This window comes from Kitasatospora sp. NEAU-CNBT7, assembly GCF_057220535.1.
In genome coordinates, this window is the sequence record NZ_JBXQQB010000004.1 from 341,506 (window position 1) to 358,269 (window position 16,764).

The following is a 16,764-nucleotide window of genomic DNA, read 5'->3' on the forward strand; positions in this document are numbered from 1 at the left end:
CAGCGATTGGCGGTTCCCGTGCACGCTCAGCTCGCCCTCCCCCTCGACCTCGACGCTCTCCCCGAGACCAGGCCGACGACCGTCTACCTGCTCCAGGGCATCGGCTCTTCGCCCACCGAACTGCGTACCGCCCTCCGTGCCGACTACGAGAAGCAGCAGGGGTTCCAGGTCACGGGCGTCACCGTCGCCGGTATCCCCGGCGTCGCGTCGTACGGAGTCATCGGCGTGGGGAGGAAGCCCCCTGGCAGGGAGACCTGGTCCGGCTCATCAGCGAGCCCGTCGACCTCACGAACCACCTCGCGGCGGCAGCCGTCCTCCTGCCCGTGGACGGCCGGGTCTTCGCGGTCTGCTTCGGGTCCGGGCACCTCGTGCTGGAGTCCGCGTACATCACGCCGTCCTTCGGACTGGACTTCGCCCTGCGCACGGTCGACCCGAGCACCGTCAGCGAGCTGACGCACACCCGGATGGACTTCCGCGCATACACCGACCGCAGCTCCACCGCCCGCGGGCAGCACATCCGCACCTTCGACCTGGACGAGTACGGCGAGATCTGCACCCGTGTCGTCGGCCGGGCCATGGAGTTCGGTCTCAGCGCCGAGCTGAATCCCCGGATCAGGAGGGCCCGCCCGCGCGTCCTCGGCTCCGACTCCCTGAACGTGCGCCTCGCGCTCGACGCTCCGCACCTGGTCAAGGACCTGCGGGCGATCGGCGCGCGGCTCGACCGGGAGCCCGACTCCGGCTTCGAGCGGATCTCCTACGTCCGCCATCTCGCCCGGACCGACCCCCGCATCAAGGTCCTCGACGTGCGCCTCGCCGAGGCGCTGCACAGCTCTGCGGACACGGGGCGCGTCACGCTCGCACCCCCGTCCACGCTGCTCGACGTCCTGGCGGAGTGCCAGTCGGCACGCGTCTCCCCCCGTTTCGGCAGGAAGCCGTTCTTCGCCGAGGAGGTGACGCTCGACAGCCTCCAGGGCCTTCTGGACAGCCTCCCTGCCGAGGACCGCCTGGAGGCTCTGAAGAGGGTCCGCATCCAGCTGATGTCCGACGTGGACGGCGGCCTGCCCGTCGGTCCGGCAACGGACGCGCTGAAGTGGATCTCGGCGGAGTTCCCCCTGGGCGACAGCACCTTCGTCCGCCACCAGAACAGGTGGTACGAGATCGGCGCGAACCACCTGGAGTACGTCGACGCAGAGGTGCGCAAGCTGTTCACGGCGTCACCGGGCTACGGTCTCCCCGCGTGGCCGACGGAGGCCGAGGCCCGGGCGTGGGGACTCAAGGACGCCCACGAACAGGGGTACAACGAGCTCGTCGCCCAGAAGCTCGGGTGGGCATGTCTCGACCGGAAGCTGATCACCTGCAAGCTGCATCCGCGCGGCTTCGAGGCGGCCGACCTGGTCTCTCCCGACGGCACCCTGGTTCATGTGAAGCAGGTGAGGAGCTCGGGCCCGCTCAGCCACCTGTTCGTCCAGGGCCACGTGTCGGCCGACGCGCTGCACGCCGAGAGCGACGCCAACCGGGCGACCGTCGCAGCCGTCAGGACGCGGTTCCCCGAGTTCCCCAAGGGGCGTTTCGAGCCGCGCAGGGTGGTCTTCGCCATCGCCCTGAAGACCGGCGCCGAACTCACCCCCGACTCGCTGTTCACCGTCTCCAAGATCTCCCTTCTGCACACCGCACGCGCACTGCAGAATCTGGGCATCGAGGTGCACGTCCAGGGGATCGACTACCGCGCCCGTGCGGGACTTTCATCGATTGACATCGTCAACACGTAGGCTGTGCCGTGCCCTCGGACCGACGTAGAAAGGCTCGCCATGCCCCACCCGGACCACCCCGAGTTCCGCATCAAGCTGCCCGGCGTGGACCTGGTCGCACGAGGGCGGCTGCTCGACGAGATCGGCAACAACGGATCGCCCAAGTTCCTTCTGCTGGAAGGGTCTTCGGTGGCCGCGGCCGACTGGCCCAAGCTGGGCGACTACGGCCGCCGACTGCGCGCGGACCTTCGGTCCGACTGGTCACTCGTGGACGACCACACCGGTTACTGGGTGGCGAACCGCGACATCGAGTGCAATTCGCCGTCGGCCGCCGCCACCGTCGTGCTCGGCTACAGCGCCGGCGGGCCCGAGACCTGGCGAACCGCCGAGGGCCACCCGCTCTCCGACTACCTGCCCGGCAGCTGGCGCGTGCCGCACAAGGCGTGGCTGGTGCGCGGCTCCAACGTCTCCGGCCACAACCTGGTGCGGCGGCTCTGGCTCGCCGACGGGATCGTCTCGCTCTCCGGCGCCCACCTGCCGCCGCTCGACGAGTCGGACCCGACCAAGAGCGCCCTGCGCAACTATGTCGAGGACGGGTACGAGGGCTCCGCCACGTACAGCCAGAAGAACGGCCTGGTCGACGACATCCACGCGTTCCTGACCCAGATGCGGCCGGGCGACACCGTCGTCACCCTCGCCGACGGCCTGCTCCACGTCGGGGAGATCGACGGTCAGGCCGAGCAGATTGACTCCCCCGGCGGCCTGTCCAACCTGCGGCGGAAGGCCGTCTGGCAGCCGGAGGGCCTTCCCTACGAGAACCTGCCGGAGGAGGTGCAGCAGAAGCTCTCGGTCCAGCACGACGTCGTCGACCTGACCCCGGTCGCGGACGTGCTCGCCCGGCTCGGCACCCCGGCGGCGGTGTCGGCGCCCACCGTGGATCTTCCGCCGGAGGAGGCGAAGGAGCTCACGCTGCCTCCGATCGACGAGGCCCTCGCCGTCGAGCTCCTCGTCGATGGCACCGACTGGCTGGAGGAGGCCCGCGAACTCCTCTGGGAGGAGCGGCAACTGGTGTTCTACGGGCCGCCCGGCACCGGCAAGACCTACCTGGCCATGAAGCTCGCCGAGCACTTCGGCGGCGGGCCCGAGCAGGTGAAGCTCGTGCAGTTCCACCCGTCCTACGCCTACGAGGACTTCTTCGAGGGATTCCGGCCGGTCGAGGACCCGGAGACCCACGACGTCGCCTTCCGGCTCACCGCCGGCCCCTTGCGTGAGCTCGCCGACCTCGCATCCCGCGAGGGCAACCGGCACGTCCCCCACTTCCTGATCATCGACGAGATCAACCGGGCCAACCTCGCCAAGGTCTTCGGCGAGCTCTACTTCCTGCTCGAGTACCGCAGGAAGTCCGTCCGCCTCACCTACTCCGGCGACGACTTCGCCCTCCCGCCGAACCTCTTCGTCATCGGGACCATGAACACCGCCGACCGCTCCATCGCCCTCGTCGACGCCGCCATGCGCCGCCGCTTCGCCTTCGTCGAACTCTCCCCGCGGACGGAGCCGACCGCCGGGCTGCTCGCCCGCTGGCTGGAGCGCGAGCAGCTTGGCCCGGAGCCGGCCCGACTGCTCGACGCTCTCAACGAGCGGATCGGTGACCCGGACTTCGCCATAGGGCCCTCCTACCTGATGAAGCCGGGGATCGACGCCGACGACCGGCTGCGCCGCGTCTGGCGGACGAAGATCCTGCCGCTGCTGGAGGAGCACCACTACGGCGAGGGCGAGAACATCGAGGCCCGCTACGGACTCGACGCGCTGCGGACGTCCCTGCTGTGAAAGCGGAGGACGCTCCCGGCACCGACATCGCCCTGGGCGAGTACTCCCGCGCGCGTTCCGTGCCTCTGGACTCCGCCACCGGACGGGCGCTGGCCGCCTCGGGTCTCCTGGAGAGCGCCGTACCGGACCCCCGCCGCGACGGCCACTGGCTGCTGCGGGCCGGGAGTCTGGTCGGCGCGGTCCGGCTGCGTGTGCCGGAGACCCAGTCCTCGCTCACGGTCCGGATAGCCCCCAAGACACCGGTGCGCCGGCTGTTCTTCCTCCTCGGCTTCAGCCTCGACCCGGCGAAGGCCTGGCGGAGCGGCCGGGACGGCACGGTGGACGCAGGCGCGTACGAGGACATCGTGCCCGCCCTCGCGCACGCCGTGGAGCGGCAGATCGACACGGCGCTGCGGCAGGGCGTACTGCAGGGCTACCGGCGGGTGGAGGAGACCGCACTGGTCGTGCGCGGCAGGATCCGCGAGGCGGAGCAGATCCGTCGGCACTTCGGCCGTACTCCGCCGGTGGAGATCGCCTACGACGCGTACACGGCGGACATTCCGGAGAACCGGATCCTCCGTGCCGCCGCAGAGGCGCTGTTGCGGCTGCCGGGCGTGCCGGGCCCGGTACGGCGGCGCTTGGCGCACCACCGGGTGCGCCTCGTCGACGCGGGGCGGCTGGTGCGTGGGCACGCGCTTCCGGTATGGCAGTCGTCGCGCCTCAACGCCCGCTACCAGCCGGCTCTCCGGCTGGCCGAGGCCCTCCTGGCCGGCACCTCGCCGGAGCACCGGCCCGGTGAACTCCGCTTGGACGGCTTCCTGTTCGACATGAACACCCTGTTCGAGGACTTCGTCACCGTCGCGCTGCGCGAGGCCGTCCGCGAACACGGACTCACCGCCCGCCTGCAGGACCGGCACCATCTGGACACCGTCGGGCGCGTCCGGATCCGCCCCGACCTGGTCGTGTACGCGGCCGACGGACGCACACCGGTCGGCGTCGTCGACGCCAAGTACAAGACGGAGAAGACCGAAGGCTATCCGAGCGCCGACCTGTACCAGATGCTCGCCTACTGCACCGTCCTCGGACTGGACGAAGGGCACCTCGTGTACGCAGCGGGCCGGACGGACGGACACGTCCACGAGGTGCGCGGGTCCGTCGGCCCGCACGGCCGGGGCGTCCGGCTCCATCAGCACGCCCTCGATCTGAACCGCGGTCCGGATGAGCTTCTCGCGGACTTCCGCGACCTCGCCGCCCGGCTGGCAGAAGTCCCCATCCGCCTACGGTCATGACCGCCGCACACCGGGCCACCGGCACACGGCACATCCGTCACTCCACCGCGACCTCTACTCGGACCCGAGAGGGATCATGCCCCGACTCGCTTTCGCCAACAGCTTCTGGGACGGCTACGACACCCTGGACAAGCCGATCCGCGCCGGTGTCCGAAAGGCCATGGCGAAGTTCCAGGCCCTGAGCGCCGCCGACCTGAACGCCGACAAGGGCCTGCACCTGGAGTCGGTGGCGAAGTCGCGCGACCCGCGGATGCGGACCATCCGCATCACCGACTTCTGGCGCGGCGTCGTGCTCGCCCCGGACGACGGCAGCGACGTCTTCCTGCTGGTCAACGTCCTGCCGCACGACGATGCGTACTCCTGGGCGGCCAAGCGGCTCTACAGCGCGAACACCGCCACCCGGGCCCTGGAGGTCCGCAACGCCGTCGCCATCGACCAGCTGACTCCCATGTACGAGGAAGCGGCCCGCCGAGCACCCGAGCTGCTCTTCGCAAAGGTGTCCGACGGGAAGCTGCGCGAACTCGGCATCGACGACCAGGTCCTGCGCGCCGTGCGCTCCATCTCGGACAAGGCGCAGCTGGAGGCGTTCGCCACGCTGCTCCCGGAAGACCAGCTGGAAGTCCTCCAGTACCTCGCGGAGGGCTTCACCCCGGAAGACGTCTACCGGGACGTCGTCACCGTGCGCCGTCCGGCCGACGCCCCGTCCGAGCCGGTCGAGGACCTCGCCACCGTGATTGCGAACACCGCGGCACGCATCCGGATCGTCACCGGGGCGGAGGAACTGGAGGAGGTTCTGGAGAAGCCGTTCGCCGCCTGGCGCGTCTTCCTGCACCCGTCCCAGCGGCGCGTCGCCTACCGCACCTCCTACGGCGGCCCGGTTCAGGTCACCGGCGGCCCGGGCACGGGCAAGACGGTCGCCGCCCTGCACCGCGTCAAGCACCTGCTGGGCCGCTCCGACGACAGTCGGATCCTGCTCGCGACGTTCACCAACGCGCTCGCCACCGGCCTGCGGGAGAATCTCGACCTCCTCCTCGACGGCGACGATGCGCTGCTCGAACGGGTCGACGTCACCACAGTCGACGCCTACGCCAACGGGATCGTGCGCGGCCGGGACTCGCGCGTACCGCAGCCACTCGGCGACCGGGAGCAGCACCAGTTGTGGAGCAGGGTCGCCGAGCGGCTCGACCTGCCGTTCACCGAACGGTTCCTCGCGCAGGAGTACCGTCACGTCGTGCTGGGCCAGAACCTGCGCGACCTCGACTCCTACCTCGCGGCCCCCCGCAACGGACGGGGGACCGGGTTGGGCCCGGGCCGACGCAAACTGCTGTGGGAGGGCGTCGAGCTCTTCGAACAGACCCTGCGCGACCGCGGCGAGACGACCCACCTGCGCATCTGCGCCCGGGCTGCCGACCTGCTCTCCGAACGGGGGCCGACGTATCGGCACGTCGTCGTCGACGAGGCCCAGGACCTGCACCCGGCCCAGTGGCGGGTGCTGCGCGCGGTCGTTGCCACCGGCCCCGACGACCTCTTCCTCACCGGCGACCCACACCAGCGCATCTACGATTCGCGGGTCACACTCGGCTCCCTCGGCATCCGGACCTCGGGGCGTAGCTTCCGGCTGCGCGTCAACTACCGCTCCACGGAGGAGATCCTGGCCTGGTCGGCGAGACTGCTCGCCCCGGTGACGGTCGACGCCCTGGATGGCGACGGCACCGACTCCCTGGCCGGCTACCGCTCGCTGTTGCACGGCCGTCGACCGGAGATGCTCGGTTACGCGAACCGGCAGCAGGAGGTGACGGCACTCGTCGAACAGATCCAGGAGTGGATCGCCGACGGCATCGAACCTGGTGAGATCGGCGTCTGCGCCCGCTTCAACCTGACCCTGGACAAGGCCGAGGAGAAGCTGAAGGCGGCTGGGGTGCCGATCGCCCGCGTCAAGGGACAGGCCATGGCCGGCAGTCCCGGGGTGCGGCTGGCGACGATGCACTCCATGAAGGGGCTGGAGTTCCGGGCGGTCGCCGTGCACGGCGCCTCTGCCGATGTCGTGCCTTTCCCCCGGGAGATCACACCTGCCGACGTCGACCCGCTGCAGCACCATGCCGACCTGCTGCGCGAACGCTGTCTGCTGTTCGTCGCCTGCACCCGCGCACGGGAAGCACTACGGGTGACATGGAGCGGGGAGCCCAGCGCGTTCCTCCCGCCCTCGGAACGGACGTGATGGCCCCTGAAGTCCGGAGGATCAGGTAGGGGGCCGAGACCTGCGGCTGGTCAGTGCGCTCCGGTGCGGAGCAGCCGGAACCCACGTCTCTCCCCTGCCCCGACGCTCGGGCCGTGAGTGCCCCCGATCATTCCTTGCCCCTCCGAAGCTTGGAGGCGGGAATACGCTTTCTGCCCATATCCATGATCAGGCCGGCCGCCTTCAACACGAGATTGAGGGCGACCGTCCCGGGAACCTGCTGGGTGGGGCCGAGATGTCCGGCGATGTAGTCACCCATCCGAACATCAGGGTCAAGCCGCTGGAGAACCATGTAGGCGATCGACTCGGCCTCGACCTCGTTGCGCGCGTGGATCTCCACGGCCTCCAAGTCCGAGGAGGGCTTCACGTGCCGGTCGGGCCAGATGCCCCCGGGACCTGCGCCGAGGTGCCCGCAGAACAGGTGGCCGAGCTCGTGGGCAAGCGTGGCGTACCGGTCCAGCAGTGGCAGGTTCCGGTTGACCTCGATCTCGAACAGCGTCGGGTATGCCTCCGGCCTGTCTCCAGGCCTACTGCCAGGACGCTCGACCAGTCCCTGCTGCCGGCTGCGGTACGTGCGCCCGCAGGAGGTGGCACCGTGGTTGACCAGGGTGAGCCGAATCCCCAGAGGCGCGAGGTTCGTCTCGGTGTGACGCCAGACCTCGGCCACCTCCTTCTCCTCGGCTCGGCAGGACACCGACACCGGGGCCGTGATCGCCTTGGGCAGCGGCAGGGCCCCGGGCAGGGCTTCGGTGTCCCCGACGTCGTACACCAGCATGTAGGGCCCACGGGGTTGGAAGATCAGCAGCGGCTGGGCGCCGGGCTTGAGGACTCGCCAGTACTTCGACTTCCACTCCGAGGAGGAGAGAACATACCGTGCTCCCGGCTTCTGAATGTGGACCACCATCGCGTTGAACGGCGCATACCGCTTGAACCGGCCGACGAAGTCGAGCATCTCCAGGTAGTCCGATGACGAACGATAGCGCTGGGCGCCACGAACGAGGTCGTCGATCGAGGCCTTGGCCAGGTTTTCCTGGGAGGCTTCGACCTCCTCCTCCCACGGCAGATCGAGCCCGAGCTGGCCGATCACCGGCTCCTCGACCTTGAGGGGAATCCCGCGCAACCGCTTCCAGTCCGCGAGTTGCCTCTCCGCCCAGCCAGGTTCGACCATGTGCGCAAACGACAGCAGCCCGGTCACGTGGGCGTCCAGCGCCGCCAGATCCTCGAACTTCTGGTGCCGGCGATGCTGCTCCACACCGAACGAGGCCGCCCCTCGCACATGCTTGGTGATGCGGCGCTTGTACTCACGCGTCAGGCGGGGAACGGGGCCGTCGACGAGTATGCCCAGCACACTCCGACGTGCGCCCGGACGGGCCACATAGGTCTTCTTCGCGTTGAGTCTCATGCCCAGCGGTTCCAGGGCCTTCTTCACTCCCGCCACAAGACGGTCGACGACCTCGTGGTGGACGAGCCCACGGCTGGAGAAGTACAGGTCGTCGCTGTAGCGGGTGTAGCGCAGCCCCAAGGACTCCGCCTGGTAGGTGACGACAGCATCGACGTCCCGCATGACGATGTTCGACAGGTACCCGCTCGTCGGCGCACCCTGCGGCAGGAACCCCTCACGGGTGTGCTGGTGAACCAAGCTCGGCCGACGAACGGAGAAGGTCTGCCCGGTGGCCTCCAGATGCACGTTTCGGTACCCGGTGGCACGGTTCGTCCAGGTCGCGCTCGGCGCAGGTGGTGACACCGTGACCAGCCGGGCCATGGTGTACGTGCTGAGGGTGCGGCCCGTACGCCGCAAACCGATCTCCAGACGGCCGCTGTCCCTCACGAGATCGATTCGGTACTCACGCTCCGCCGGGCGCGCCCAGGAATCCTTCAGGGCGGCATGGATGTGCCGTTCCCGGATGCTCCCGAAGAAGTCGGCAATGTCCAGGCGAATCACGGTGTGGGCGCGCAGGTGAACGGCAGCGCAGTCCACGACCGAGCGACCACCTCGGTAGGCGAACGCCGCCGGGTGCGGCTGGGATTCAGCCGGAAGCGTTTCCAGCCGGGCAAGGATCTCCTGCTGTATTCCGGACAACCTCGGAACCGGGGCGTGCAGGGCTCTCAAGCCACCACTGCGCTTGGGGATCCGATGCTCGATGTACGGGTAGATCGACCCGCTCACCACCGCCTTGAGAAAATGCGCCGGGGTAAAGTCCGCGAAGTCGTCTGCCGTCGTCACCGAGCCGCCTCGTTCCCGCCTGTGAGACGCAGCCGGCAAGCCTCACCTTGAGCGTTCCACCGCCCCTTCCCGGGCGGTCCGCTGTATCCCTCCGCCGCCCCGTGCAAGCACGGGGCCCCGACCCCGGCCGCCTGATGTGATCAGCACCAAAGCGCCCCAGGCCGGAGGGCCCATCGCCAGGGATGGGTTCCTGAGACCCGCCGACTGCGTTGAGTCCGATGGTAGCCCCCCAAGTGTCGAACTCCGCACAGGGGACAGCCTGCTGACACATCGGACACGCCACCTCGGTGGACGCCGAACTCTGCCTGACCGGCATGGATGTTCTGTCTCATCGATTCGCCACGCCGGCCGCCCCTCTCCGCCGACCTGACCTCCCGGCGTACAGCGTCGACAGCCAACATTGGGGCAACCACCGCACGAGCTGTCGCAGCCGTGCCGAGCCGGCAAACCTCGTCGACCCGCGGAGCCTGCGGATGTGACAAACCGCCACCTATGAGCAGGACGGCGACGAGGGCATCGACGGAGGTGATGGCGAGGCAGGCGTGCGCGAGCATGGCCGGGGCCGTCCAGCGGCACCAGGAGGTCCGGCGCCGGACAGCAACCCGAGCAGATTGGCGCGGGCGGTGGCGCGAGGTTTCCACCTTTCTCCAATGAGGCCCACAACCCCGGGCCATGGGCTGGTCGAACAACGCCCTTCATTTGGGCAGGTCTGCGCTATGGCTCGCGGTCATCGCACGATCTTCAAGGGTCGACACGACCCTTGATCATCTCGCGGCGGCCGCATGCGTCAAGCGTCCTAGCACCTGAGTATCGACGCCCTGATCGATCTGCCCAAGGTCCCTCCGGGCTGGCAGGCCAGCGACCCCGTCTAGACACAGGCGTGAGGCCGCTGCAGCAGCTTGCGCGGCCCCGCGGCCAGCGGCTGCGGTCCCCGGCTGGCCCCTGGCAAGATCGCAAAGCAGCGGCGCCACGGCCGTCGACTACCTGTTGGACCATCAGCAAAAAAGGCCGCTGACGTGGGATTTCTCCCAGCCAACGGCCTTCCGACATCACTGTCGGGACGACAGGATTTGAACCTGCGACCCCTTGACCCCCAGTCAAGTGCGCTACCAAGCTGCGCCACGTCCCGTGGTCTCGGCGCCTCCGGTCACCTTGCGGCGATCTTTGGCTTCTCGACCTTGTCCCCGGTCTCCCGGCGACGTGGAAAACAATACAGCACGTGGAGGGGTGCTCGCTGCCAGGTTTCCGTGGGCGCGGGTGCGGCGTGGTGGGGGTGTCGCCGGGGCCGGGGTCTGGGGGAAGGGGCAGGTCAGGGGGTGGGGTGGCGGGCGTCGTAGCGGAGGAAGGCTGGGCGGCGGGCGGCGAGGAGGAGGACGGCGGCGACGCAGGCGAGGCCGCCGGTGACGACGGAGACGGTGGGTGACCAGAGGGAGGCGACGGTGCCGGACTCGAAGTCGCCGAGGCGGGGGCCTCCCGCTACGACGACGATGAAGATGCCCTGGAGCCGGCCTCGCATCTCGTCGGGGGCCGCGACCTGCATCATCGTGTTGCGGAAGATCATGCTGACGGTGTCCGCGCAGCCCGCCGCCGCGAGCAGGAGCAGCCCGAGCCACAGCTCGCGGACCAGCCCGAACGCCGCGATCGACAGCCCCCAGGCGCAGACCGCCGCGAGGACGGCCAGCCCGTGCCGGTGCACCCTCCCGATCCACCCGGAGAACAGGGCGCCCGCCAGTGCGCCCACCGCCGGTGCGGCGACCAGCAGGCCGACGGTCCCCGGCCCGCCGCCGTAGAAGCCGACGGCGATGGCGGGGAACAGGGCGCGGGGCAGGCCGAAGATCATGGCGGCGAGGTCGGCGAGGAAGCTGGTCCGCAGGTTGGGCTGGTCGCGCAGGAAGCGCAGCCCGTCCAGGACGGAGGCCCGCCTGCGCTCGCCGCCCGAGGCGTCCGCCGCAGCGCCTTCCGCCCCTGCGCCGCCATCCGCCGCCGCACCGCCGTCCGGCACCGCGCCGCCGTCCGCACCCGCACCCGCACCGCCATCCGCGGCCAGCGGCCGCATCGCCGGCAGCCGCCACATCGCGTAGATCGTCGCGCCGAACGCGACCGTGTCGACCAGGTAGGCCGCGCGGACGCCGTACGCACCGATCAGGATGCCGCCGAGCATGGGGCCGACGGTCATGCCGAGGTTCATGCTGATGGTGTTGAGGGCGTTGGCGGCCGGCAGTTGGTGACGCGGGACCAGGCGCGGGATCATCGACGACCGGGCCGGGGAGCTGAGCGCGAAGAAGGCCGCCTGCACCGCCACGGCCGCGTACAGCAGCGCGACCACGCCGAGTCCGAGCAGCGCCTGGGCGGCCAGGAACGCCGAGACGGCGGCCAGGCCGGCCGAGCCGGTCAGGCCGAGTCTGCGGCGGTCGACGCGGTCGGCGACGGCCCCGCCGTAGAGCCCGAACGCGATCAGCGGGCCGAGCGAGAACAGGCCGACCAGGCCCGTGGCGAAGGTGGACCCGGTGAGGTCCCACACCTGGACCGCCACCGCGACCGCGGTCATCTGCTGGCCGATGGCGGAGACCGACTGGCCGAGCCAGACCCGCCGGTAGTCGGGGTTGTCGCGGATCGGGCCGATGTCCGCGAGGGCGCCGCGGGCGGCCGCGGACAACCGGCCGGTGCTTGGGCGCCGGGCGGCCGTCAGGTCGGGATGGGCCCCTGGTTCCCCGGGGCCGGCAGGGGCCGCGGGCTCGGGGGAACCGGCGGGGGTCTCAGCGGCGGTTGGTTGCTCTGTCGACACAGAGACTTATGTTCGTCCACCCGCCCATCGGCACCCACGCCGGGGTCACCCCGGGACCACAACCCAAACAGCCCGGACGCCCGGCCGCACCGCCCGCGGTCACTTCGAGAGCACCTGCTTCTCCCCCGCCTCCACCGCGACCGTCAGCCGGTTCCCCGGCGGCGGGAAGGGGCAGACGAAGTGGTCGGCGAACGCGCACGGCGGCAGATAGGCGTGGTTCAGGTCCAGCACCGTACGGCCGTCGGCGTCCGGCGCCGGAAGGGTGATGAAGCGGAAGCGGTAGGTCTCCCGGCCGCTGGTGCCGTCCGCGATCACCCCGGAGAGCCGGTCGCCGGAGCGGCTGACCGTGAGGGTGTGGTCCTCCCCCACCAGGCGGAACGCGATCCGGCCGGCCACGTCCAGCGGGCGCTCCCGGCCGTCCGCGTTGGGGACCACCACCGCCTGCCGGTCCTCGAACGGCGTGAAGACCGCCTGCACCGCCCACTCCGGCGCGTACGGGTACACGGTGATCCCGGCGAACGCCGTACGGGCCGGGGAGGCGGGGTCGAAGACCCGCAGCGCCAGCTCGCCCTCCCGCTCGATCGGGACGAGCCGGATGTCGCCGTAGGTCAGCGGCTGGGACGCCGGGTCGGTGTCCGGGAGCAGCGTCACCTCGCCGTCGAGGGCCGGCCCGTCCTCGGCGGTGCCCTCCGGCCGGACCCCGTCGGCGGCGGCGAGGCTCGCCCGGACCGCTCCGTCGGCGGCCCACCAGCGGCCGGGCAGACCGGGGATCCCGGCCGGTTCGGGCGCAAGCCAGTGCGTCCCGGTCAGCGCGAGCGGCCCGTGCGGTGCGCTGACGGCGGCCGTACGGGCCTCGGTCCAGTGCTTCCAGTCCTCGGCGGCGGTCATCGGACCATCCCCTCCCAGCTGTGGCTCGATCGGTTGGACGGATTGCGCGGTGCTCGATCTGCTCGATCTGTGCGTCCGCCCCGGGGTCGGGCGCCGGCCGCCGGCCCCGGGGGCCTGGGCTCAGCGGCCGGCGAGCGGCCGGAACAGCCCTTCCTGCATGACGGAGACCACCAGCTGCCCGCTGCGGTCGTAGATCTCCCCGCGGGCCAGGCCACGGGCGCCGTGCGCGATCGGCGACTCCTGCTGGTACAGCAGCCAGTCGTCGGCGCGGAACGGGCGGTGGAACCACATCGCGTGGTCGAGCGAGGCCATGTCGAAGTTCCGCTGGCCCCACAGCGGCTCGACGGGCGCGCGGACCGCGTCGAGCAGCGTCATGTCGCTGGCGTAGGTGAGCGCGCAGACGTGGATCAGCGGGTCGTCGGGCAGCGCGCCGTTGGTGCGCAGCCAGACACCGCTGCGCGGCTGGACGCCGACCAGCTCCTCCTTGGTCCATCTCAGCCGGTCGACGTACCGGATGTCGAAGGGCTGGCGGCGGCTGATGAACGGCGGCAGCTCGCCGAGCTTGGAGCCGACCTCGTCCAGCGCGCTCGGCAGGTCCTCGGGCGCGGGGACGTCGGGCATGGCGTCCTGGTGCTCGATACCGCCCTGCTCGGGCAGGTGGAAGTCGGCGGTGAGCGCGAAGATCGAGCGGCCCTGCTGGATGCCGAGGACCCGGCGGGTGGTGAAGGAGCGGCCGTCCCGGATCCGGTCGACCTGGTACACGATCGGCACCCCCGGCACGCCGGGGCGCAGGAAGTAGGCGTGCAGCGAGTGAACGGGTCGCCCGTCCTCGACCGTGCGCCCCGCGGCCACCAGCGCCTGGCCGGCCACCTGGCCGCCGAACGTCCGCTGCAGGGCCTCCTCGGGGCTGCGGCCCCGGAAGATGTTGAGCTCGATCTGCTCCAGGTCCAGCAGATCGACGAGTTGGTCGACGGGCGTTCCCATGATCTCTCCCTCTCCGGGCCGGGGTTCCCGGCCCGCGGCCGGCCCCGGATGGCATGCTCCACCCGGTCCCGCCGCCTTCGTCTACCCAGAAGTCTGCGCGCCGCCGGGGAATTCCCGCCGTCCGGGTGAGCGGCCCGGGGCTGGCGGGGCAGCCCAGGCGAGGCGGACTGGGCGGAGCAGCGCAGGCGGGGCGGACCGGGCGGGGGCAGTCCGGGCGGAGCAGCGCACGAGGCGGCAGCACGGGTGGCGGCAGCTGCGGGGCCCGGGGATCAGCTCAGCCCGGACTGCCGGACGGTGATGTTCAGCCGGCCGCTCAGCCCGAGCTCCGGATCCGCGGTGCCAGGGAGCGTACGGACCACGCCGTGGTACGCGAACCGGGACGGGCCGCCGAAGACCAGCAGGTCACCGCTGCGCAGCTCGAGGTCGGTCCAGGGGCGAGTACGGGTCTCGGTGTTGCCGAGCCGGAACAGGCAGCTGTCGCCGAGTGACAGCGAGACGACCGGGGCGTCCACGCGCTCCTCGCGGTCGCGGTGCAGGCCCATCCGGGCACCCTCGGCGTAGTGGTTGACCAGCGCGACGTCCGGGGCGTATCCGGCCGCACCGGCGATCTCGGGCGGCACCCCCGTCGGGCCGCCTCCGGCTGCGCCCGGGTCGGCCGCCTCGGGGTCCGGGGCGTGGGCACCGGTGCCCGGACCGTAGGCGTCCGCGACCGCGCGCAGGGCGAGGGCGCCGAGCAGCGGCGGGAAGGGCTTCACCGGTGAGCCGTCGCCGTCCACCACGGTGCGGGCGTAGCCGTACGGGTACCAGTGCCAGCCCAGGCAGACCGTACGGACGGACATCTCGCCGCCGGTCGGGAGGCGTACCGTCCGCAGGCCGGCCGGCGGGCGCGCCCACTCGCGGCAGGCCTCGACCAGTTCGCGCTGCTCGGCGAAGGTGAGCCAGTCGGGCAGCAGGACGGCCCCGGGGGCCGGGTCGGAGCGTTCGCGGGGGAACAGTTCGCCTGGCACGTCCCCATCCTCGCACCGCCGCCGGGCGGCGAACCGGCCTCCCGGGCCGCGCTGCCCGACGGCAGCGCTCGAGGGCAGAACTCGACCGCAAAGCACGACCGTAGAGCACGAAGGCAGCGCGAGACGGAGGGCTCCAGGGGCGCTCAGTCCGGCAGCAGCCCGAGGTCGGCGGCGCAGCCGGGCCAGGCCTCCCAGCCCTGCTGCCGCAGGATCTCCTCGCCGACGGTGATCTGTTCGCGGCGGGTGGCCAGGTCGGGGCGGGCCGCGAAGCGCAGGCCGTCGGCCTCGCGCCAGGTGGGTGGCCAGATCTGCAGTCCGCCGTAGTAGCCGTTGCCGGTGTCGGCCTGCCAGTCGCCGTCGCTCTCGCACTCGGCGATCTGGTCCCAGATCTCGTCGGGGGTGCGGCGCGCGGCCCGCATGGTGCCGCCGGCCCGCACGACGGCGGAAGCGATGCGGACGGCGGTCGAGGCCGGGCTCGCGGCCACGGCCACAGCCCCCGAAGAAGCAGCCGCCTGAAGGGGAACACCGGCAAGCACGGCGACGGCGACGGTGACGGCGGCGGCGGCGACAGCGGTGGCCGTGACGACCGCCGGCACCCGGTTCAGCGCGGGTAGGCCCATCCACCGACGGTAGGGGTGACCGGTCCCGGACGCCTGCGGCGACGGCCGCGAACGCGGCCGTCCGGGCACTCACCCCCGCACCGACCGGCTCCTCACCAGCCATCAGCCACCAGCCATCAACCGCCCACCACCCGAAACGCCCGCAGGCCGCCGGTCACACCCCGGTGGGGTGCGGCCGGCGGCCTGCGGTGGGTGCCGCTCGGACGGCGCTGTCAGGCGACGCCGATGCGGGAGACATGCGCGGATCCCTCAGATCCGTATATCCGTAGATCCGTAGACCCGTCGGAGATCCTCAGGTCCGGTCCGTCAGACGGACAGGACCTGGCCCGGGAGAATGAGGTCCGGGTTGCCGCCGATGACGCCGGCGTTGTTCTTGTACAGGGTCTTCCAGTCGAGGCCCTTGGCGGCGGCGATGTCGCTCAGGGTGTCACCGCTCTTGACGGTGTAGTCGGCGCCGTTGGTCTTCTCGGCCGGGGCGGCCGGAGCGGCCGGGGCCGGCTTCTCGGCGGCCTTCGGGGCCTCGGCGACCAGCGGCTGACGCTCGGTGCTGCGGTTGGCGCGGTCGTCCTGCTTGGGCGCGGCCGGCTTGGCGGCGTCCTGCTTGGGGGCGGCCGGCTTCGGCGCGGCGGGCGTCGGGGCCGCCGGCTTCGGGGTCTCGGTCTTGGCGGCGGCCGCGCCGGTGTCGACCTGGGCCGGGGCGCCGCCCGCGGTCAGGCCGGCCTTGACGGAGCAGACCGGCCAGGCGCCGGGGCCCTGGGAGGCGAGCACCTTCTCGGCGACGGCGATCTGCTGGGCCTTGGTGGCCAGGTTGGCCTGCGGGGCGTACGCGGTACCGCCGTAGGCGGCCCAGGTGCTGGAGGTGAACTGGAGGCCGCCGTAGAAGCCGTTGCCGCTGTTGATGCTCCAGTTACCCGTGGACTCGCACTGCGCGACCTTGTCCCAGGTGGACACGGAGGCGGCGGAGGCCGAGGTGGCCGTGACGAGGCCGGCCACCGGGAGGGCAACGACGACGCTGCCCAGAACGGCCATCCGCACGCGGTTGCGCTTGGTGGCGGTGGTGGTGGCAGCGGCGGTCTCGTTACGGAAGGTCATGAGTGTCCTCTCAAAGGCCCCGGGCGGGCATGCGGAACCAGGCCCTGGGGGCGTGGTTCCGTTCGCCGCGTCCGCTGGACGGCTG

11 protein-coding genes and 1 tRNA gene are annotated in these 16,764 nt (G+C 71.2%); 4 read left to right on the forward strand and 8 right to left on the reverse strand.

The features are described 5' to 3' along the window. The first annotated feature begins 5 nt into the window (after positions 1-5). The 4 genes from AC2TEW_RS08170 (at position 6) to AC2TEW_RS08185 (ending at position 7,061) form a co-directional block, all read left to right on the forward strand. Positions 6-1,769, forward strand: coding sequence for a DUF6119 family protein (locus tag AC2TEW_RS08170; protein ID WP_484622715.1), 1,764 nt, complete (start codon positions 6-8; stop codon positions 1,767-1,769). 39 nt (positions 1,770-1,808) lie between these two features. Further along, the gene (locus AC2TEW_RS08175; protein ID WP_484622673.1) at positions 1,809-3,575 is read left to right on the forward strand and encodes a DUF4357 domain-containing protein; all 1,767 of its coding nucleotides are present in this window, start codon (positions 1,809-1,811) and stop codon (positions 3,573-3,575) included. Beyond that, entirely contained in the window at positions 3,572-4,843 is a 1,272-nt protein-coding gene (locus AC2TEW_RS08180; protein ID WP_484622674.1) for an McrC family protein, read from the forward strand. The genes AC2TEW_RS08175 and AC2TEW_RS08180 overlap by 4 nt, the downstream gene beginning before the upstream one ends. A gap of 76 nt (positions 4,844-4,919) precedes the next feature. Next, positions 4,920-7,061 carry a UvrD-helicase domain-containing protein gene (locus AC2TEW_RS08185; RefSeq protein WP_484622675.1) on the forward strand — a complete coding sequence of 714 codons (2,142 nt, stop codon included), beginning with the start codon at positions 4,920-4,922 and terminating at the stop codon, positions 7,059-7,061. 127 nt (positions 7,062-7,188) lie between these two features. On the opposite strand, the gene AC2TEW_RS08190 is transcribed toward AC2TEW_RS08185, so the two are convergent. From AC2TEW_RS08190 to AC2TEW_RS08225, 8 genes are all read right to left on the reverse strand, one after another. Further along, the gene (locus AC2TEW_RS08190; RefSeq protein WP_484622676.1) at positions 7,189-9,303 is read right to left on the reverse strand and encodes a reverse transcriptase domain-containing protein; all 2,115 of its coding nucleotides are present in this window, start codon (positions 9,301-9,303) and stop codon (positions 7,189-7,191) included. Positions 9,304-10,358: 1,055 nt separating this feature from the next. Next, a tRNA-Pro gene (locus tag AC2TEW_RS08195) sits at positions 10,359-10,432 on the reverse strand. A 180-nt stretch (positions 10,433-10,612) separates the two neighbouring features. Then, positions 10,613-11,959, reverse strand: coding sequence for an MFS transporter (locus tag AC2TEW_RS08200; protein ID WP_484622677.1), 1,347 nt, complete (start codon positions 11,957-11,959; stop codon positions 10,613-10,615). Between the two features lie 228 nt (positions 11,960-12,187). After that, positions 12,188-12,976 carry a DUF1684 domain-containing protein gene (locus AC2TEW_RS08205; RefSeq protein WP_484622678.1) on the reverse strand — a complete coding sequence of 263 codons (789 nt, stop codon included), beginning with the start codon at positions 12,974-12,976 and terminating at the stop codon, positions 12,188-12,190. 120 nt (positions 12,977-13,096) lie between these two features. After that, the gene (locus tag AC2TEW_RS08210) at positions 13,097-13,960 is read right to left on the reverse strand and encodes an acyl-CoA thioesterase (RefSeq protein WP_033825766.1); all 864 of its coding nucleotides are present in this window, start codon (positions 13,958-13,960) and stop codon (positions 13,097-13,099) included. Between the two features lie 269 nt (positions 13,961-14,229). Further along, entirely contained in the window at positions 14,230-14,967 is a 738-nt protein-coding gene (locus AC2TEW_RS08215; RefSeq protein ID WP_484622679.1) for an alpha-ketoglutarate-dependent dioxygenase AlkB family protein, read from the reverse strand. Between the two features lie 143 nt (positions 14,968-15,110). Beyond that, on the reverse strand, positions 15,111-15,587 hold the full coding sequence (locus AC2TEW_RS08220) for a transglycosylase family protein (RefSeq protein WP_484622680.1): 477 nt from the start codon (positions 15,585-15,587) through the stop codon (positions 15,111-15,113). Between the two features lie 306 nt (positions 15,588-15,893). Then, complete coding sequence (locus AC2TEW_RS08225) at positions 15,894-16,679, reverse strand: transglycosylase family protein (RefSeq protein WP_484622681.1); 786 nt, start codon at positions 16,677-16,679, stop codon at positions 15,894-15,896. Between the last annotated feature and the right edge of the window lie 85 nt (positions 16,680-16,764).